Raw genomic sequence first — 17,260 nt, 5'->3', positions numbered from 1 at the left:
GAGTTTATTTCGAAGCCTGTTTTTGATTGCTTATAACGTTTTGTATTAGTTGAGCATTGCATTTTGTACCGACAATAGAGGCATTGTTGTTACTTCCGGTTTGATGGATTTATCAATTACCCACTTACGAAAGATATTCGCTTTGACTGATTGTACCCGAAAAGCAATAGCAATTATCATATCCAGACCGTAATAATCGGATACGATTTTAGCTCCTTCAACTGTTCCTCTCATCGACTGATCTCCCGAACAAATACCTAACGCTTCGACAGAACGAATATTCTTCTTTGCCGCTTGATTGAAGATTTCAAAAAGTTCGGCGATCTCTGTAATATTCATTCTCACATTTCTTGAAACATGTACTGCTCCATTATCGCTTATCTTTATTTTTGTATTTCTCATAGCTCTATTGGTTGAGATGCTTTATTACTAATTGCTTTTCGTCGTTCCATTAGCTTGTCCATATCCTCCGATATTTTATCATCGGTCACTTTCGAATAAATTTGTGTACTCGAAATATTGGTATGCCCCATCATTTTGCTAATACTCTCAATCGGAATACCAGCCGAGAGCATAAGCGTTCCGAACGAATGTCGGCTCATATGGTAGCTGAGATTCTCCTTGATGCCTAAAGCAAAGCCTATTTCATGAACTTCAAACCATATCTGGTCTCGGCTTGGTAATGGGAAAATAGGAGCAGTATTATCCGTTGTATTGTAAAGCATCAAGATTTGTTCTGCTATTGGATGCAGTGGGATAAATGCTTCAACTTTTGTTTTAGTTCTACTACTTCGGATATATAATCTACCTTCTGCTGTTTTACCAATGTTTTGAGGATAGAGGTTATGTACGTCAACAAAAGCAAGTCCGGTAAAGGCTGAAAAGATAAACGCTCTGCGAGCCAACTCTTGCCGTTCGTAGGGCATTGGAGTATCCATAATCTTTTTCAACTCATTTCGGGTAATATGCCGTAATTTAGGAGGATTTTTTTTCTCATACTCCACATCCTCAATCGGACTACTTCTTAACACTTCCTGATCAACGGCAATATAAACTAGCCTATTCAGCCAACATAGACAGTGATTCACATGGGTTGTCGCATAGCCTAAATCTTTTTTTAGAAAACTTTTGAACGATTCACCAAACTCTTCCGTAATATCTGAAAAGGCAATATCATCCATCCCCCGTGAAAGAACAAAATCACGCAGATTGCTCTGGGTTGTTTTTGATTGTCGGTAGGTGGATGTTGAATTAATCTCCAGAGAACGTTTTCTCAGCCGTTCACGCTCTACTTCCCCCGCTTGTAAAAGAAAGGTGGACACACTATTTACTCCTAAAATTATATTTTTGAGTAATTCTGCACTGACAACTCCTTGTTCTTTAAGAGTCTCTTCATAGGTCTGTTCGATACGTTCCCGAAGTGTATCCAATTTATGATTGGTCGCTCCGTCTTTTACCTTTCCTTTTTTGCTGTTCCAATCGTTCGGTTCACAATAAATCCCTGTTGTAAGAACTGTCTGTTTATTATCAACCGTGATACGGCACAGAATAGGGGTAGTGCCGTCGGATTTTATTTTACTGTGGTTGATGTAGAATAATATTTTAAATGTACTTCGCATAATCGTTGATGTTATAGGGCTAATACTAAATCTTTTGTTGTCTCAATATACTTATCCATATCCTCAAAGAGCTTTTTAGGGGTCACACGGGCATAAATTTGCGTTGTTTTTATGTCGCTGTGACCGAGCATCTTTGATACCGTTTCGATGGGTACACCTGCTTCGAGCGTAATCAGACTGGCAAACGAATGACGGCTCATGTGATAGTGGAGACGACCTTTGACACCTGCAAGAATCCGTATGCCTTGCATATTTCTTTTAATCGTACCATTGTGTATCATTGGAAACAAAGTTTCTCTGTTATCGTCGCGATATTTATCAATTAGAGCAATGGCTTCTGGTAACAATTTGATACGGGCAAGTTGTCCGTTTTTGCCCCGCTTGTATTTGAGCCACCATGCCCCATCATCATCCGTTGATAAATCATCTTTGGTGACGGATACCGTATCAATGTAGGCAGTGCCCGTGTAGCAGGAAAACAGAAACATATCGCGTGTAATAATATGTGATCGGCGACGTTCAGGTATTTCTAAATCCCGAATTTTCTCAAAATCTTCCCGACTTAGGGTTTTAGGGGTACTTTCTTTTTGTTTGGGTAGCTTGTAATAAGCAAAATAGTTTTTATCCGAGTTACCTTCTTTGAAAGCGATCTTGCAAACTTTCTTTAGGATTGCCAAATAGTGTCGTAAGGTATCAAGTGCAAGTCCTTTATCGTCCAATACAAAAGATTGGAAGTCTCGGATAAACTGTTCGCTTAACTGACCGAAAGCCAAATCGGAAGCATTAAACTTTTCCTTGATAAATTCTGCTACAACTCGTTTGGTATAGAGATGATTGGGAAGTGTTCTGGGAGAACGATCAACACCAATACGCTCTTTAACGCTTTCGATATGTTTATCGAATTGTTGTAGCAAAGTTGTTTGAGCAGACATTGCCCCTTGAAATAAGTTCTTGATGGCTTGGGCATCGAAAGGTTGTTTCCGGTCAATGAGTGTGTCGTAGGCTTCGTTGATGGAAAGCATCAACTTATCCAACTGAGCGTTGGTCGTTATGGCTTCTTTACTTTTTCCATTCAACCGACTTTCACGCGGATTCCATAGCGAAAATGTACAAGAAAGTTTACAACTGAATTGTACCATCGACTTACCGAAAGTGATACGTCCCATTATCGGAGTTTTACCCGATTTGTCGGGACTACTCTTTTTGAGGTAGAGTAATACCTTGAATTTTTCTGTTTTCATACACTTATATTTTTATTATCCTTTGCCGTTGTTTTGCAACGGCAAAGTTACTTGTTATATAAGTGCTCTTTAGTGCGTAATTATAAGCAAATCAGAACATAAGGAGTTCATTTATTCGCATCTTGTTACCTGTTTTCATTTAGTAACTGAGTGGTTAACGACTTGGTAACTGAAGTATGTCTAAGATTTGCTTAGATTCCAATTTTACGAACTTCCTAAATCTAAGAAAATATGCTAATTTAAAGACTGTTACCTATTGAAGTATTGCGATTTGCGTATATCCCTTTTCTTGTGTTTTTTTCACACAGCCCGGCACACATTTGCAAGTACAACTACCCTCGCAAAAGGAGTCTCTATTGAGGCAGTTTCAAAAATGTTAGGGCATACAAACATTAAGACCACTCAGATATATGCACGAGTAACCGAGAATATGATTAGCAATGAAATGCATAAGTTAACATTACAAAATAAGTAATTATGGAAACAGGATATATAAAGTTCGAAGATATAGATACCAATAAGCCGGTTGTTGAAGTAAAAATCGTTGATGGCACAGTTTGGCTGACAATAAATGAAATAGCCGATCTGTTTGGCACATATACACTTACAATCAATAAGCATCTCAAAGCGATATTTAAAGAAGGCTTATTGAGAGAAACGGATGTGATAAAAGAATACAGATATACCCGAAATGAGAAAGAAGAATATATTTGCACCTACTATAATCTAGAGGTTATTATTTTCTTGAGTTTTCGTATTCAATCCTTATATACCAAAGCCTTTCGGGAATGGATCTTGAATGCTTTCTGTGAATATAGAAAAAAAGCAACAGAGCCAGAGGTAATTATATTGTTTAACACAAATACAAGAAAGTCCACTCTTAATATACCTAACTGATATGGAACTACAAATTATTCAGAACAAGATATTTGAAATAAGGGGTATTCGTATTATGCTTGACTTTGATCTGGCTGAACTATATCAGGTAGAAACTAAAAATCTGAAAAGAGCAGTCAAACGGAATATTGAAAGATTCCCCGACGATTTTATGTTTGAATTAACAGCCAATGAATGGGAAATCTTGAGGTGCAATTTTGGCACCTCAAGTTGGGGAGGAACACGGTATATGCCTTTTGCTTTTACAGAACAGGGTATAGCTCAATTATCCAGCGTACTAAACAGTCCTTTGGCTATTCAGGTAAATATCTCGATAATCAGAGCCTTCGTTACATTAAGAAAATACGCTTTAGGTTATGCAGAACTTAACCTAAAGTTAGAAACATTTATGCTCGAAACTAATATGCAATTTAATGAGATATACCAAGCTCTGACAGAGTTGGCCAGTACCAGAGAACAGGGTGATAAACCTCGAAAACGTGTGGGATATATACAAAATGAAGAAGAGGAGCAATAGCTCCTCTTTCTTATTTCTTAGACTCTTCGATAGATACTTTATGCTTCCACCCGGATTTACACGTTGTTACTATTTGAACTGTGTTATGCTCAATAAACTTTTTATTAGTTCTACTCAGTGTCCATCTATCATAACAAAACTAGCCCAAAAATATGAATCGCTACCTTTATACTCTTTATTTCTTATCGTAAAGACTTTATCCTTTAATTCATTCTTTGCCATATCGAAGGCCGCCGATTTATTATGCCCGGCATTCAGAGCTTTATAAAATTCCGACATCATCACCTGAGTGGCTTCATCGTTGACATTCCACAGACTAACCAGCAAGGTGTTTACGCCTGCATTTTTTAATGCCCGCTGCAATCCGAAGACTCCATCGTGGGTAGTTGCTCCTAATCCAGTCTGGCAGGCAGAGAGTACTACCAGGTCTGTGCCTCTTAGATCCATTTCTGTAATTTCCTTTGCAGTCAATATGCCGTTGTCGATATTTACAGGAAAAGAGCCCGAATTTAACCAATAGTTATTTGCCCCTGAAAAAACAAGACCTGATCTGTATAAAGATTCGGATAGTCTCTTGCTGCGATAATCCTGTCCGAATGTCAGCTTCAACTCATTTTTGTTCTCTTTTTCAGGGATGAAGAACCCATGTGTAGCTATATGGATTATCTGCGTTTGTTTACCTGATAGTTGCTTGAAGGTTTCTTCCAACGCTTCCTCACCTGTACGGAATGTAATATCAAATCCCGTGTCTTTGAGTCGAGACTGTACACTTTCGGCTTCTAGCCGTGTCCCATTCAGATACCTCCATGCTGCAAATTTTATATCTTCAGGCAGCGATAAATAATCCGGAGTCCCTCTTGTATGTGTAACCTCTGCGAGGTACTCCATCGCTTCGGTATTTGTATTGTAATCGATTCCTCCATATATTGCAGCAGTCTTATTCAGGGGAGCATCTTTTCTTAAGGCCAGTTCTCTGGTAGATGAAACTCGGCGCATATTGCACATTTCGGAAAGCCGTACATTGTTTTGTGCCGTGAGGTTTTCAATAGCTATCTGGTGCAGAAGACCATCACAAGAGAAGTAGATATTGTTTTTCATATAGAAGTCGTCATGCAGTCTGCTCCATACCATATCATATAGCCTATGGTCGCTGTAAAGGGCATTCAGGTCTTCCATATTTCCTGTACTAAGTATTTCTTCCAATGTCTTATCATTTACAGTCAGGTTCAGGAGCTCTTTTTCAGTAAACAATGAAAAATACATGGGATTTTTCCATCCTTTACAATACATTACAGCCCCGTATATGCTTTCGTTATGTGCTCCTCCATCGCCCCTGACAAACTCAATGACAATATCATTGTCCGATTCCAGATTATTAAATACATCATTATGGTCTATTTTCAGATATGAGGTGTAATCTCCAAACTCTTTTGACTGTGCCAGCAGTTTTTTTTCCAAACTTTGAAGCCGGGACTCTAAAAGTTCAGGATTTTCACGTTGGTTTAGTGGTAATGTATATATCTTGTCTAGCTGGCTTTTCAGTTCCTTGTAGTCTTTGTAGTCTTTCAATAATTGTGTATTATTCGAGTTTGTTATTATTTTCTCAAATTCGATTGTCGAATTCAGCAATATACCTTTCGAGAATAAAGCAATATCGTACAACAGATCGGCATAAGTATCGGAATGCAAATTTTCTTGAGCCATACCATTTGCTACGGCATATACGGCATCCAGAGAAGAGCGTATTCGTCCCCACAAAAATTCTCTTTCTTGTTCGGTAAGATAAAGGAACTGTGTTTGTACATTTTTCTTTATCCCGTTCACTAAGTGTTCTACAGCCGTTATAGCCATTTTATAATTTTTGTTGCCACAGCTCGCTAACGCCAGGATCTCATAAGCCGATAGTACAGAGTGATAATCACTTCCATAAATTCGGTTTAAACCATCGACCGCCATTTCAGCCAGATTCGATGCCTCTTTATGATTATCCATAGCATACGATACAATAGCCATATCTGACATAAAATCGTAAAATGCAGCATCATTTCTTAACCGCTCTGCATCAGTTTTTGACATTCCACTGTAATATTGGGCTAATTCGTCATATACTTGCACAAAGCCCGGATTCTCTGCACCAATATATGCCTCCGCTAAGTTATTTAGAGCTTTATAATATGCCGGAGTATTGTACAGTTCTGTTTTCTTATATATCTCCACTGCTTTTTTTGCATGTTCCAATCCTTCAATCTCCCGTCCTGTTTTCTGGTAAACTTTACCCAAGGACATTAAAATATCTGCATATTCGCTGTGTTGTTTCCCGTAAACTTTTTGGGCTATATCTTCTGCTTCAATAACCGGTTTCAGCGCTTTTTCATAATCGGAACGATTAAGATAGGTAATAGCCTCATCGTTCAGTATTTTCAGATACATTCCACTTTCTCTACCAACTGTATTCTTTATAATTTGTTTGCTTTCTAAAGTCAGTTCAATAGCTTTTTCTTCATCGTTTCTCACAGAATATATTCCCGACAGGTTGAACAATGCAAGTGCATAATTATCTGAGTTCTTCATCCCTGCATTTTCATATATCTTCAATGCTCTTCGGTAGTATTCTTCCGCCTTTTCGAAATCATTCAGATCGCGATTGATCACCCCTAATGTATTCAAAATTCCGGCAGTGTGTCTTCCAGAAGGTTTTTCGAGCTGTTCGGATATTTCCAGAGCCTGCAATGTATTTTTCTTTGCTTCCAGCAATAATCCTTCTTCCCGTTGCATATTCCCTATACTTTGCAAAATAAGTGCATAAGATATATATGCATCGCCCTTTAATAACTGTGCATATCCGGCTGCTTTTTTATAATAATCATATGCTTCCGAAGTCCTGTCCAGGTGCGACAAAAATTCACCACCTATTGTATATATTGTAGCCTTTATATCCCTGACTATACCATCTGTCTCGTCTTTATCTTCGGCAGACATATCCCCCAGGATTTCTTTCGGGAAACCGATGAAATCTATATCTTTTATTAGCTGATTAATAATCGTCAATCCTTCGGCGTCAAGCGACAGATCTCTATATATTCTTGCTTTCAGTAACAATATAGAAGATCCTAGTATATTGCCTCTGCTCAATTTACCATTCATGAATTTTTCGGTCTCTGCAACCTTGCCCAAAGCCTCCTGGTAATTTCCTTGGCTGTATATTTGCTGAATTTCGCTATTCAGCGTTATTACTTGCTCCAATATTTCAGGATTATTTAAATTAGTATTCTGAGCAATGGCTGTAAATGAGAAAAGAGTAAACAAAAGATAAATGCAACCTCTTAGTACTACATTGTTACAAATCATAATTTTCAGGTGTTAGATTATTCACTAATAACAAAAATATGTAAAAAATAAATAAATTACTATATTTACATTTCAGAGAAACACATATTCTGTTATCCCTATTTGCTCCATATGATAAAAAAACTGCTAAAAACCATTTATTCCTTTTATAAATTACGATTTATACATACCACTATACATGCTATTGTAGCTACAGCATTAATTTATTTATTGGCCAATTTTATTTTCTATATTCCCTTGTCTCTCGATTATTTCGCTCCTATTCAGAAGTCCAATGATTTCCAACTGTCGGATGTTTTCAGTGCAATAAGAGGCAAAAGCAAGATTATAAACTTAAATGAGGAAATAGTTATAGTAAGCACCGATGACTGTGTCGACAGAGGCGAAATTGCAGAAGTTATTGCTATGGTAAACAGTTGCAACCCGAAAGTCATAGGCTTGGATATTATATTTAAAGAAGCTATTGAAATGGAAAATGACACAAAACTGATTGAAGCCATATCCGATTGTTCCAATATAGTGTTAGCCTGCCAACTGAAAGAATATGATAAAGTAAATAAACGGTATGAACAAAAGGTTAATAATTTCTTCTCACATTATTTATCACACCTGACAGAGGCCAGCATAAATATAAACAGCAGTGCCGAATATCATTCTATTGTACGTGACTTTTCCACATCCATTGTTTATAACGAAGATACTATCAGTACATTTTCCACTGTAATAGCAAATCTGTATAATAATGACTTATACAATGAATTCAGGAAAAAAGAGAAAGAGACAAACCTTATTAATTTTGGAGCTGATGAGTTCAGGAGAATCAAAGGTAGCGACGTCCTCGAGAATAAAGATCTCTTGTCGGGTAAAGTTGTTATAATAGGAGATGTAGACAGCCCGGGTGATCAGCATAACACGCCCGTAAATATTAGTATGAGCGGATGTATTATTCATGCTCATATTTTATCCACTATCCTTAGGAATAAGCATATCGATATTGTTGACGAAAAGGTTAATGTATATATTGCAGTCGTCGTTTGTTTCATTTTTGTTTTTATTTCTCAAATCGTCAAAAAGCAATGGAGTAACCTGAGTGAACTAATAATACGTGTTATCCAGTTTCTCTTATTAGCCGCTTTCTTCGTTGGAGGTTATTATCTGTTCGTCAATTCTAACTTGTACTGGAGTTTTGCTTTCCTGCTTATAATGCTGGGGCTTACAACTTTGGTTTTCGATATCTATTTCGGAGCAGTAAATGCCATAGAGGGGCGTTTAAATGAAAAAAATAAAAAATAACATAAATTGTAATTATTATGAAGCGATTTATACTTTTAGTTCCATTTCTTGTGACTTGTCTTTTCATCCTTGCACAAGGGACTCAGTATACAGTGTATGACGTAAAGAATGTAGCACTCGTGCCAAATAATAAAGCGCTGAAAGCCAATGATAAATTGAATTCAAAACAAAAACTGAAGGTAATAAAGGGCTCCTTCATTAAACTGCTCGATACTAAAACAAAGAAAATATACATGGAAGATAAAGAAGGTGAATACACGGTCTTCTCCATTATATACAATGCCGAGAAAAAACAGAATAAGAGAATATCCGAAATTAGCGGATATGTTCTCGAACAGGTAAAGAAGAGCAATAGTAGCCAACAGATATCATACAGTGCTATCGGAGGAGCATATAGGGGGACAGATGTAACAGACCTGAACGATTCCATATATTATACACTAAGGCAGGAAATAAAAAAATTGCCAACCATGAATAAAAACGCATTAGGGAATGTTTTTCTTGAATTGATAGATGTAAATACAAATCAGCAACTCAATAAAAACAAAGGGACGGAATTCTTCTACCGTATAACCAATAATTCTGATAAGGTTATATTTTTCAATTTGTTACAGTTAAGGAAAGATACAAAACCAAAGGTTTGTTTCAATATTGGCTATGACTACAATACACCCTATCTGGTAATAGATAGGAATAGTGTGTGCAACCTCAATGAATTTATTTTTCTCTATGAAAAAAACAACAAATTTCTTTTATTCTGGTATCCTCACGCTTTCGACTCCAAATTTTTAGAGACGCAATTTGATATGAATACTAAACCAAAAGTAAACGAAGGGGTTCAGATCGGTACTTTTTTAGATTGATACATATAACATAAAAATAAGGAGAGCGATAATGTATTCGCTCTCCTATTTTCTTAACTGCTCAATATCCTCTATTTCTTAATAAAGGAATCCGGATATTTCACATTATATAGAATATTATTATCGCTGGAATGAATCCAGGTATTAAATATCCGCTCATTATCTGTTAGTTCAATAACCCTTGCCCCATATCCCAGGCTGGTATAAGTTGTCTTACTTCCTGAAAAACGGCCGTATGCAAGGCAAATTCCATTCAGGTATCCAATGTAATCGTTGTCATGATCGTGTCCTGTAAATGTACCCATTACATCTCCACCTTCAACCATTGCCGCAAACATTCCGGTATTTATAATCCCGGGGCACTCTTTCTCTGTTCTATTGCCAAATACAGGAGCATTCTTTACATAGTTCTTGGTCGTATCAGGCAATAGCGTATATTCCTGTAAAGGGATATGAAAAAATGCCAGAGCCGGATATGGCTTGCCATTGTTTTCTCTCGTAAAGAAGGCGCTGTTGTTTCTATACCATTCTACCTGATCAAAGCCGAACCAGTTATATCCTTTTTGTTCTCCTACCCTATTATATGCGTTCGAATCCATAAAATAAAGTATTGCCCCTGTCTTGCCTTGGGTATTCTTTATCTCAAGAACATAGTTACCCTCCCCGGTTAAGTAGGCAGGCCCTGTCTGCGCATAGCAGTATGGTTTGCGAATCACATAATCCATTATTTGCCGGCGCGTCCAGTCGTGCTCATCGTCATGATTGCCCAATATGATTGCATATGGGATTTTTTTACTGATAACGGGAGCCAGAACCTCATCCCAACCGTTCTTTGCAGGAGTATCTGTAACAATATCACCTGTAAATGCTACAAGATCAGGCTTCTCATTATCAAGTACCTCCTTCATCATTCTGATAGACTTTGCAGATTCTTCAGATCCGCATTTATAATGTATATCGGTGAACTGTACAATTTTGAATTTTCCATTTTCATTAAAATGTAGCTTCTCCTGAGCATAAGCACTCGTCATACATATAAACACTAATAATATAGATATTATTTTTTTCATCGATTCAATATTTATTTTAGCCACCAGGTTTTTTGATTTATTTTATCATTGCCGTTTCCGAATTGTCTTGTTATAGCTGCTGATACGTTGTCTGCATTGTAGTTATATTCCGATTGCGGATATATCCAGCGATAAGGAATTTCCACACCTTTTATGCGATGAAATTCAGGATAACCGGTCCGTAAGTTTTCATAGAAAGGAGTCCATCCTCCCTGAAAGAAACTCTGAAAGTACTTTTGCAATACGATAGCTTGTATTTTCTCGTCATTTGTCGATTTTGTAGAGAAATTGTTCGTTGGATTAGTCAGGTAGCTGTTTACTATATCTTCGCTGACATAGGCGCTTAACCCTTTGGCATACGATTCATAAAACTTAAATGATGATTTTATACCATTGTTGTAATATGTTGCCGCATCGCCGGATATCCAGCCTCTGACACAGGCCTCTGATAAGATAAACTGTAATTCTGCATATCCTAACAAGATCGAAGGCTCATTGGTCGGATCCTGATAGAAGCGTTCCAACACTTTTGAAACTTTTCCTTTTGTCGCCTTCTCATTCACTGTGCCATATGCTGCTGCCGGATCTCCGCCTTCGTAAGCAGTAAAGTCATCGATAGCTTTTCCGGCTTCCTTAGCTTCTTTCGTTTGAGTACAAAACAAGAATAAGCGAGGATCTTTGTGATCCTGAAGCCGTTTGATAAATGTAGAGTCAATATACATTCCCGAACCGAAAGAACTTGAATTGAATTCAGGATAACGGTTGTCAGCCTGATCCAAATACACTAATTGCCCGTTATCCTGGTTACTACTCATTAGAGGTTCACTTTGAACAATTGAAGCAAATTTACTCTTAACATTCAGGTCTGTATCGCTTTCCTTATGAGATAAGGATAATAAAACTTTCAGGCGGAACGAGTTTATCAGGCGTTGCCATTTGTCTGTATCTCCATTATAAATGATATCTCCCTTAATTGTAGCTTTCTCATTTTCAATAATGGTATTGGCCTCCTCCAGTTCGTTGAGGATACCTGTTATCACATCCTTCTGGCTATCATATACAGGCGCAAATATATTATCTGATTCGCCCTTTAGTGCTTCCGAATAAGGTATGTCTCCAAACCGGAGAGTCATGTTGTAGAAATAATATGCTCTAAAGAACTTTCCTAAAGCAATATAGCTGTTCTCGTTTATCTTTTGGGCTTCCTCCATCATCTTACTGATGTCTTTCATCTTTGTATATGAGTAATCTCCCCTATTCCATTTATAGTATTGATAGCTATTCTCGCCATCTGTCTGTACGAGCATTTTATCGGCATAAAGAGGCGATGTTCCCAGAAACTCCCTGAAAGCAGTCCATTGTATCTGGGTAAGCAAAAGCTGAGGATGAGTTTCTGTCGGATTGTTCGGGTCCTTGTTTAGTTCTTCCAGATCATTGCATGAAGTCATACAAACCAGAATGGTAAAAATAAAAAATATAATCTTTTTCATAAAATACGTTCTTATTTACAGGATAAATACTTCGATTAAAATCTCATTGTTGCAGAAAATCCGATATATCTTGACGAAGGATCTTGCAGATTGTCATCATTACCATAATCAGGATCTACGTATGGTATCTTTTTCCACATCAACAGATTGTAACCATACAATGAGACATCTAATGATTTGATTTGCCCCAGATCAATTATTTTCTTCAGATCGTAACCAATAGACAACCTTCTCAATTTGAAATAAGAGCGATCGAATACATTCGCGAATGTTTTATCATCCGAATCCAGTACCTGAGCCTGATAGGGATAAATCTGACTCCATGTCTGCCAACTCACAACCGTAGTATTAGGCGCATAAGTACGTGTATCAGATACAACTGCACCATTCACATCCCGTGTAAGCTCTCCTCCCGTAACATTGACTCCCTTAGGTACATATATAGCATGTCCGGCTTCATATTCCGCATCTCTGTATGTAGTTGATTTCGGATGTTTTCCTCCCCACCACATCTTTTCGGTAGTAACGGATCTTATCAGGCCGCCCCATGCTCCATCTATATCGATCTCAACTTTGAAATCTTTTATATTAAACTTATTCTGGAAACCTAAACGCCATGAAGGATCAAGGTGTCCAAGTTTTTTCTGATATGCATCTTTTATCGGTAGTCCGCTATTTGGGTCAATGATTAGTTGTCCGTCAGCAGAAGTTTGCCATACAGTAGCATAATATGCATCTGCTCTGTCACCTTTACTTAATGCATTATACTTACTTTGTCCACCATAAATATCGGTGAGGCGTCTGACATACCGACTCCAGTTTACGGCTACATCCCAAGAGAAATCTTTTGTGACAATCGGTTTTGCTCCCAGGATTATCTCCACTCCATTTGTATTATACACATTCCCGTTTACCTTTCTTGAGGTAAATCCGGATGCTTCCGATACATTCAGATTGATGATTTGATTCTCATCTTTGATGTGATAATAAGTAGCATCCAATGTTATCCTGTTCTTTATAAAAGCTGTTGACAAACCGAACTCATAGGAAGTCGACTTTTCCGGTTTAATATTTGGATTGACCAAACTGCCGGGATAAGTTACGGATGGAGTTGAGCCATAAGTCACACCTTTTTGGTATGTCGCATATATACTGTACGGATCGAGGTCACTCGATACCTGTGCCCATGATCCGTAAAGCTTTAAATAGTCTATTACTTTAGGCATTTTCACATACTGCGATACAAGGGTACTTAGCGAAACTGAGGGATAAAAATAGGAATTCTCCGAAGATGGTAAGGTCGAGGACCAGTCGTTACGGGCTGTAAAGTTTAAGAATACAGCATCATAAAAGTCTATATTGGCAGAACCGTATATACTATGTACTTCCCTTTTGCGAAGCACATTTGTAGCATTTGTCGGCCCTTGCGAATTACCCATATTGTATAATCCGGGTACAATGAGCCCGTCTGTGGATTGATATTCTTCCCTGTAATTGGTATTTAATATTGAAGCTCCGACATTTGCCGTCAAATTAATTTTACTTGTTAGAGGTTGAAAATAAGAAGCTAAAACATCGGCGTCTATATTCCGTTGATTTCGATTCCATATCTTTAAATCGCCAACACGTGAATCTCCATAGTTCATATAAGACTTCGGAGTTTGAAGGTCTTCATATGTCCCTATTTGGTGCATCGCGGCACGTCCCTGTATTCCTAGATTAGGAAGTATCTGCCAGTTGAGTCTCAACTTACCATCCAGTATGTCCTGATCCCTCTTTTGTTGCAATTCTTCTGTTGCAAAGTATGGGTTATTATACCAGGCATAGTTGTAATTGGCTTGTCTATAACCTTCCAGTCCGGGAACCCATTGGTATTTCTGAAGTTCTTTCCCATTCACATCATTACCCATCCAGAGCAATATTGTGTACATATGATTTTTAGGCCCATACCCATATCGCGGATAATTAGGGGAGTATACCTTATTATAGGCTAATGACGCATCGAGTTGGATATTATTGCTAATATCGAATGATGAGTTGAAACTCAATCCGGTTGTCTGGAGCGAAGTGTTAGGCACCTGCCCTTTTTGGTAGGCATATTTCCCTGATGCATAATAGCGGGCTTTAGCCCCTTTGTATGACACGGAGAAATTATTATTTGTAACGACACCTGTACCTAAAAAATCTTCAAGATTATCGTGTGATACCCAATCAATAGGAACACGTTCGTACAATGATTTATTATCATAAATTGTACCGGAAACATTTCCGTACCATTCAATAACCTCTCCCGTTTGTTTATTCCGGATCGGGCTGTTCCACTGGGCAATTTTCTGTCCTGTATTCAATTTTGGTCCCCAGGTCATATCTCCGTCCGAAATACCGCCATCGGCTCCGTCCCAAAATTCGTATTTACCATTAGAACCGCTACCATACGTTTTCTGAGATTCGGGATATACTGTAAAACCGGCAGTAATCATATTACTTGTGCTGACGGTAATTTCCAGTCCGTCCTTTTTTGCAGATTTACTCGTGATAAGTATAGCTCCGTTTTTACCACGGGAACCGTACAAAGCGGAAGCCGTCGGGCCTTTCAGTACGTTTACGCTTTCTATATTCTCGCTTCCAAGATCATAAAAATCTGTTTCAACAGGAATACCATCCAATACGATTAAGGGATTTTTTCCTCTGAGAGAGAATGATGGAGCTTGAAACAGTCCGGTCGGATTAGTTACAGTTAGTCCGGCAATTTGTCCCGACAAGGCGCTACCCACATTCATAGTCTGAGACTCGCTGAGTGCCTCATTATTTATCTGTTGAGTCGTGTATCCGAGTTTTTTCTTCTGTTGTTTAATCCCGATAGCTGTTACAACAACTTCATCAAGATTTTGCGATTCTTCAGACATTACAACGTCTATGATAGTCCTGTTGTCAACTTTCACTTCCTGAGAAACAAACCCCATGTAAGAGAAAACCAGGGTTTCGTCGCCGGTAGCTTTTATTTCATAGTTACCGTCAAAATCGGTAATGACACCCCTTGTAGTATTTTTAATACTAATATTTACTCCAATGAGTGTTTCTCCTTTCTTATCTTTTACAGATCCTTTAACAGTTTGGGCATGTACCATCCCCGGGAGTAGTAAGAATACTACCCCAAATAGCGCAAGTAATGTTTTCATTTATTGGTTTTTAAGTCAAATTATTTGATACTTAGTAGATGTTGTTTATTTTCACCTGATTGAATATACTGATTTGGTCTTCTATGTTTTTCTTATTTTGGTCCAGAGCATCCTCAAAAGCCTCGGAGTCAGCTTCGTTTACAATCGTTAGGCTGACTTCTAAAATGTGAGTGAAGTCGTTAGTAGCTTTCTCCAAAGCAATATTTCCTTTCTTCACTTCTTTTTTCAAATGCTTTTCTATTTTGCGGGTTGTATTATAAATGTTGGGCTTCTTAATTATTGTCCGTCTCATCGGATCTCCGGGTACAACCTCTTCCTGAGTCACATAATATTCTTCCATCAGGACTTTGAGACATGCGACTTTAGAACCGAATTCATGCTCTTCTGCTTTCTGGATAGTATTGTTATCAAATGTAGATGGTACCGAGGAATCGAACTCCCACACATATGTCTTATTTCTCGCATCATCATCTTTTACTGTTTTTGCAGTAATTATATCCGCTTTATTTTCACTTTCACTGCCACGATGATTACTTGCATAATAGTTCTGAGCCGAAATATTAAGTATTATTCCGAGCATTATGATAAATAGAGATAACCGATTAATTGTTTTCATACATTTTATGCTATTTTAAATTTATTGCACAAATGTAGAGTGTCAATATTTCGCACTAATTAATACGATGTGACATTGCGGTTAATTAACTATTGAGTAAGTTGAAAGACAAAAACGCATATGACTGATAATAAGTATATTGAGTTATCTGCAAATTCAAGATTTAATATTAATGAAGCGGACGCTTCAAAAAAGGAGAAGTAAAATACTGTTTTGTAATAGATGTGAATTGAGGGAAAATTGTTAGGGAGGGAATGTATAAAGGTACAAAGTAGTAGAAGGCAGCCTGGATAATTTATGTCAAAAACGTACTGTCTGGTAGTCTTTAATAATATAGAAGTATTTAAAAATCTCTTTTCAGTTTATTAAATGATATTTGTAAAACTTTCTCTATGTAACGGGAGCTTTCCAATATATGATTTGAATAAATTCCATTCTTTTTGTATGCCAGCATATGATCCCTCAATATCTGCATATGGCTTGATACACCTAATGTGGAAGCCCCTCCGGTACGCATTGTCACACAATCTAGCGGCACATATTTTATCTGAATCCTATTCACAAAGATCAACCGAAGGAGATTTTCAAAATCTGCACCGATTTTAAAGGTACAATCAAAAGTACCATGTCTGTCATACACCGATTTTCTACAATAGAATGAAGGGTGAGCTGGCATCCATCCCATCCGCATCTTCCATCTCCGGAAACCTGCAGATGAATAGTAGCGTACGCATTTATCCAGACGATTATGCTTCACATAATGAATATCTCCATACACTGCATCCACATTTGATAACCTGAGTTCTCTGATAAGAATGTCGAGAATCCTGTCAGATGTATAGAAATCATCACTATTAAGGATGCCTACCACATCGCCCGTAGCCATTGCTATGCCTTTGTTCATCGCATCATATATGCCATTATCGGATTCACTAATCCACTGCATTCTGCCAGCAAATCGGGGCTCATATTCTTTGACGATACCCATTGTGTTGTCCTTTGATGCCCCGTCAACAATAATGTATTGAATATTCCGGTAAGTCTGAGACAAGACACTTTCAATAGTATCCCTTATTGTTGTTTCACTATTGTAAGTGACTGTTATAATTGATATTAACATATTAAGC

13 protein-coding genes and 1 pseudogene are annotated in these 17,260 nt (G+C 37.7%); 5 read left to right on the top strand and 9 right to left on the bottom strand.

The window, feature by feature from the left end:
- Positions 1 to 45 precede the first annotated feature (45 nt).
- The 3 genes from QZL88_RS20845 to QZL88_RS20835 are packed head-to-tail and all read right to left on the bottom strand — an operon-like array spanning position 46 to position 2,860.
- On the bottom strand, positions 46 to 402 hold the full coding sequence (locus QZL88_RS20845; RefSeq protein ID WP_296944874.1) for a hypothetical protein: 357 nt from the start codon (positions 400 to 402) through the stop codon (positions 46 to 48).
- The gene (locus QZL88_RS20840; RefSeq protein ID WP_296944871.1) at positions 399 to 1,619 is read right to left on the bottom strand and encodes a site-specific integrase; all 1,221 of its coding nucleotides are present in this window, start codon (positions 1,617 to 1,619) and stop codon (positions 399 to 401) included. The genes QZL88_RS20845 and QZL88_RS20840 overlap by 4 nt, the downstream gene beginning before the upstream one ends.
- A gap of 11 nt (positions 1,620 to 1,630) precedes the next feature.
- A complete protein-coding gene (locus QZL88_RS20835) occupies positions 1,631 to 2,860 on the bottom strand; it encodes a site-specific integrase (RefSeq protein ID WP_296944869.1) in 1,230 nt (409 codons plus the stop codon).
- 298 nt (positions 2,861 to 3,158) lie between these two features.
- Here QZL88_RS20835 and QZL88_RS20830 point away from each other — a divergent pair.
- The 3 genes and pseudogenes from QZL88_RS20830 to QZL88_RS20820 all read left to right on the top strand — a co-directional run.
- Positions 3,159 to 3,335 (top strand): annotated as a pseudogene (locus tag QZL88_RS20830) (tyrosine-type recombinase/integrase); the annotation flags it as partial.
- A 2-nt stretch (positions 3,336 to 3,337) separates the two neighbouring features.
- Positions 3,338 to 3,757 carry a hypothetical protein gene (locus tag QZL88_RS20825; protein WP_296944866.1) on the top strand — a complete coding sequence of 140 codons (420 nt, stop codon included), beginning with the start codon at positions 3,338 to 3,340 and terminating at the stop codon, positions 3,755 to 3,757.
- Between the two features lies 1 nt (position 3,758).
- Positions 3,759 to 4,274 carry an ORF6N domain-containing protein gene (locus tag QZL88_RS20820; RefSeq protein WP_296944863.1) on the top strand — a complete coding sequence of 172 codons (516 nt, stop codon included), beginning with the start codon at positions 3,759 to 3,761 and terminating at the stop codon, positions 4,272 to 4,274.
- 114 nt (positions 4,275 to 4,388) lie between these two features.
- Here the strand turns inward: QZL88_RS20820 and QZL88_RS20815 are convergent, their stop codons facing one another.
- Positions 4,389 to 7,622, bottom strand: coding sequence for a CHAT domain-containing protein (locus QZL88_RS20815; protein ID WP_296944861.1), 3,234 nt, complete (start codon positions 7,620 to 7,622; stop codon positions 4,389 to 4,391).
- A 111-nt stretch (positions 7,623 to 7,733) separates the two neighbouring features.
- On the opposite strand from QZL88_RS20815, the gene QZL88_RS20810 reads away from it, so the two are divergent.
- Both QZL88_RS20810 and QZL88_RS20805 read left to right on the top strand, forming a co-directional pair.
- On the top strand, positions 7,734 to 8,915 hold the full coding sequence (locus QZL88_RS20810; protein WP_296944858.1) for a CHASE2 domain-containing protein: 1,182 nt from the start codon (positions 7,734 to 7,736) through the stop codon (positions 8,913 to 8,915).
- Positions 8,916 to 8,932: 17 nt separating this feature from the next.
- Positions 8,933 to 9,778, top strand: coding sequence for a hypothetical protein (locus tag QZL88_RS20805; RefSeq protein ID WP_296944855.1), 846 nt, complete (start codon positions 8,933 to 8,935; stop codon positions 9,776 to 9,778).
- A 71-nt stretch (positions 9,779 to 9,849) separates the two neighbouring features.
- Here the strand turns inward: QZL88_RS20805 and QZL88_RS20800 are convergent, their stop codons facing one another.
- The 5 genes from QZL88_RS20800 to QZL88_RS20780 form a co-directional block, all read right to left on the bottom strand.
- Complete coding sequence (locus QZL88_RS20800; RefSeq protein ID WP_296944852.1) at positions 9,850 to 10,848, bottom strand: metallophosphoesterase family protein; 999 nt, start codon at positions 10,846 to 10,848, stop codon at positions 9,850 to 9,852.
- 11 nt (positions 10,849 to 10,859) lie between these two features.
- On the bottom strand, positions 10,860 to 12,338 hold the full coding sequence (locus QZL88_RS20795) for a SusD/RagB family nutrient-binding outer membrane lipoprotein (RefSeq protein WP_296944850.1): 1,479 nt from the start codon (positions 12,336 to 12,338) through the stop codon (positions 10,860 to 10,862).
- A 35-nt stretch (positions 12,339 to 12,373) separates the two neighbouring features.
- Positions 12,374 to 15,517 (bottom strand): SusC/RagA family TonB-linked outer membrane protein, encoded by a 3,144-nt coding sequence (locus QZL88_RS20790; RefSeq protein WP_296944848.1) that lies wholly within the window; start codon positions 15,515 to 15,517, stop codon positions 12,374 to 12,376.
- A gap of 31 nt (positions 15,518 to 15,548) precedes the next feature.
- Positions 15,549 to 16,133: a hypothetical protein gene (locus QZL88_RS20785; RefSeq protein WP_296944845.1), complete on the bottom strand. Its 585-nt coding sequence runs from the start codon at positions 16,131 to 16,133 to the stop codon at positions 15,549 to 15,551.
- A gap of 343 nt (positions 16,134 to 16,476) precedes the next feature.
- Positions 16,477 to 17,253: a glycosyltransferase family 2 protein gene (locus QZL88_RS20780; protein ID WP_296944843.1), complete on the bottom strand. Its 777-nt coding sequence runs from the start codon at positions 17,251 to 17,253 to the stop codon at positions 16,477 to 16,479.
- Between the last annotated feature and the right edge of the window lie 7 nt (positions 17,254 to 17,260).

The sequence above is a fragment of the uncultured Dysgonomonas sp. genome, from assembly GCF_900079725.1.
Taxonomy (GTDB): Bacteria; Bacteroidota; Bacteroidia; order Bacteroidales; family Dysgonomonadaceae; genus Dysgonomonas.
Note: the sequence above shows the minus strand (reverse complement) of the source record. Positions and strands in the feature narration are given on the sequence as shown.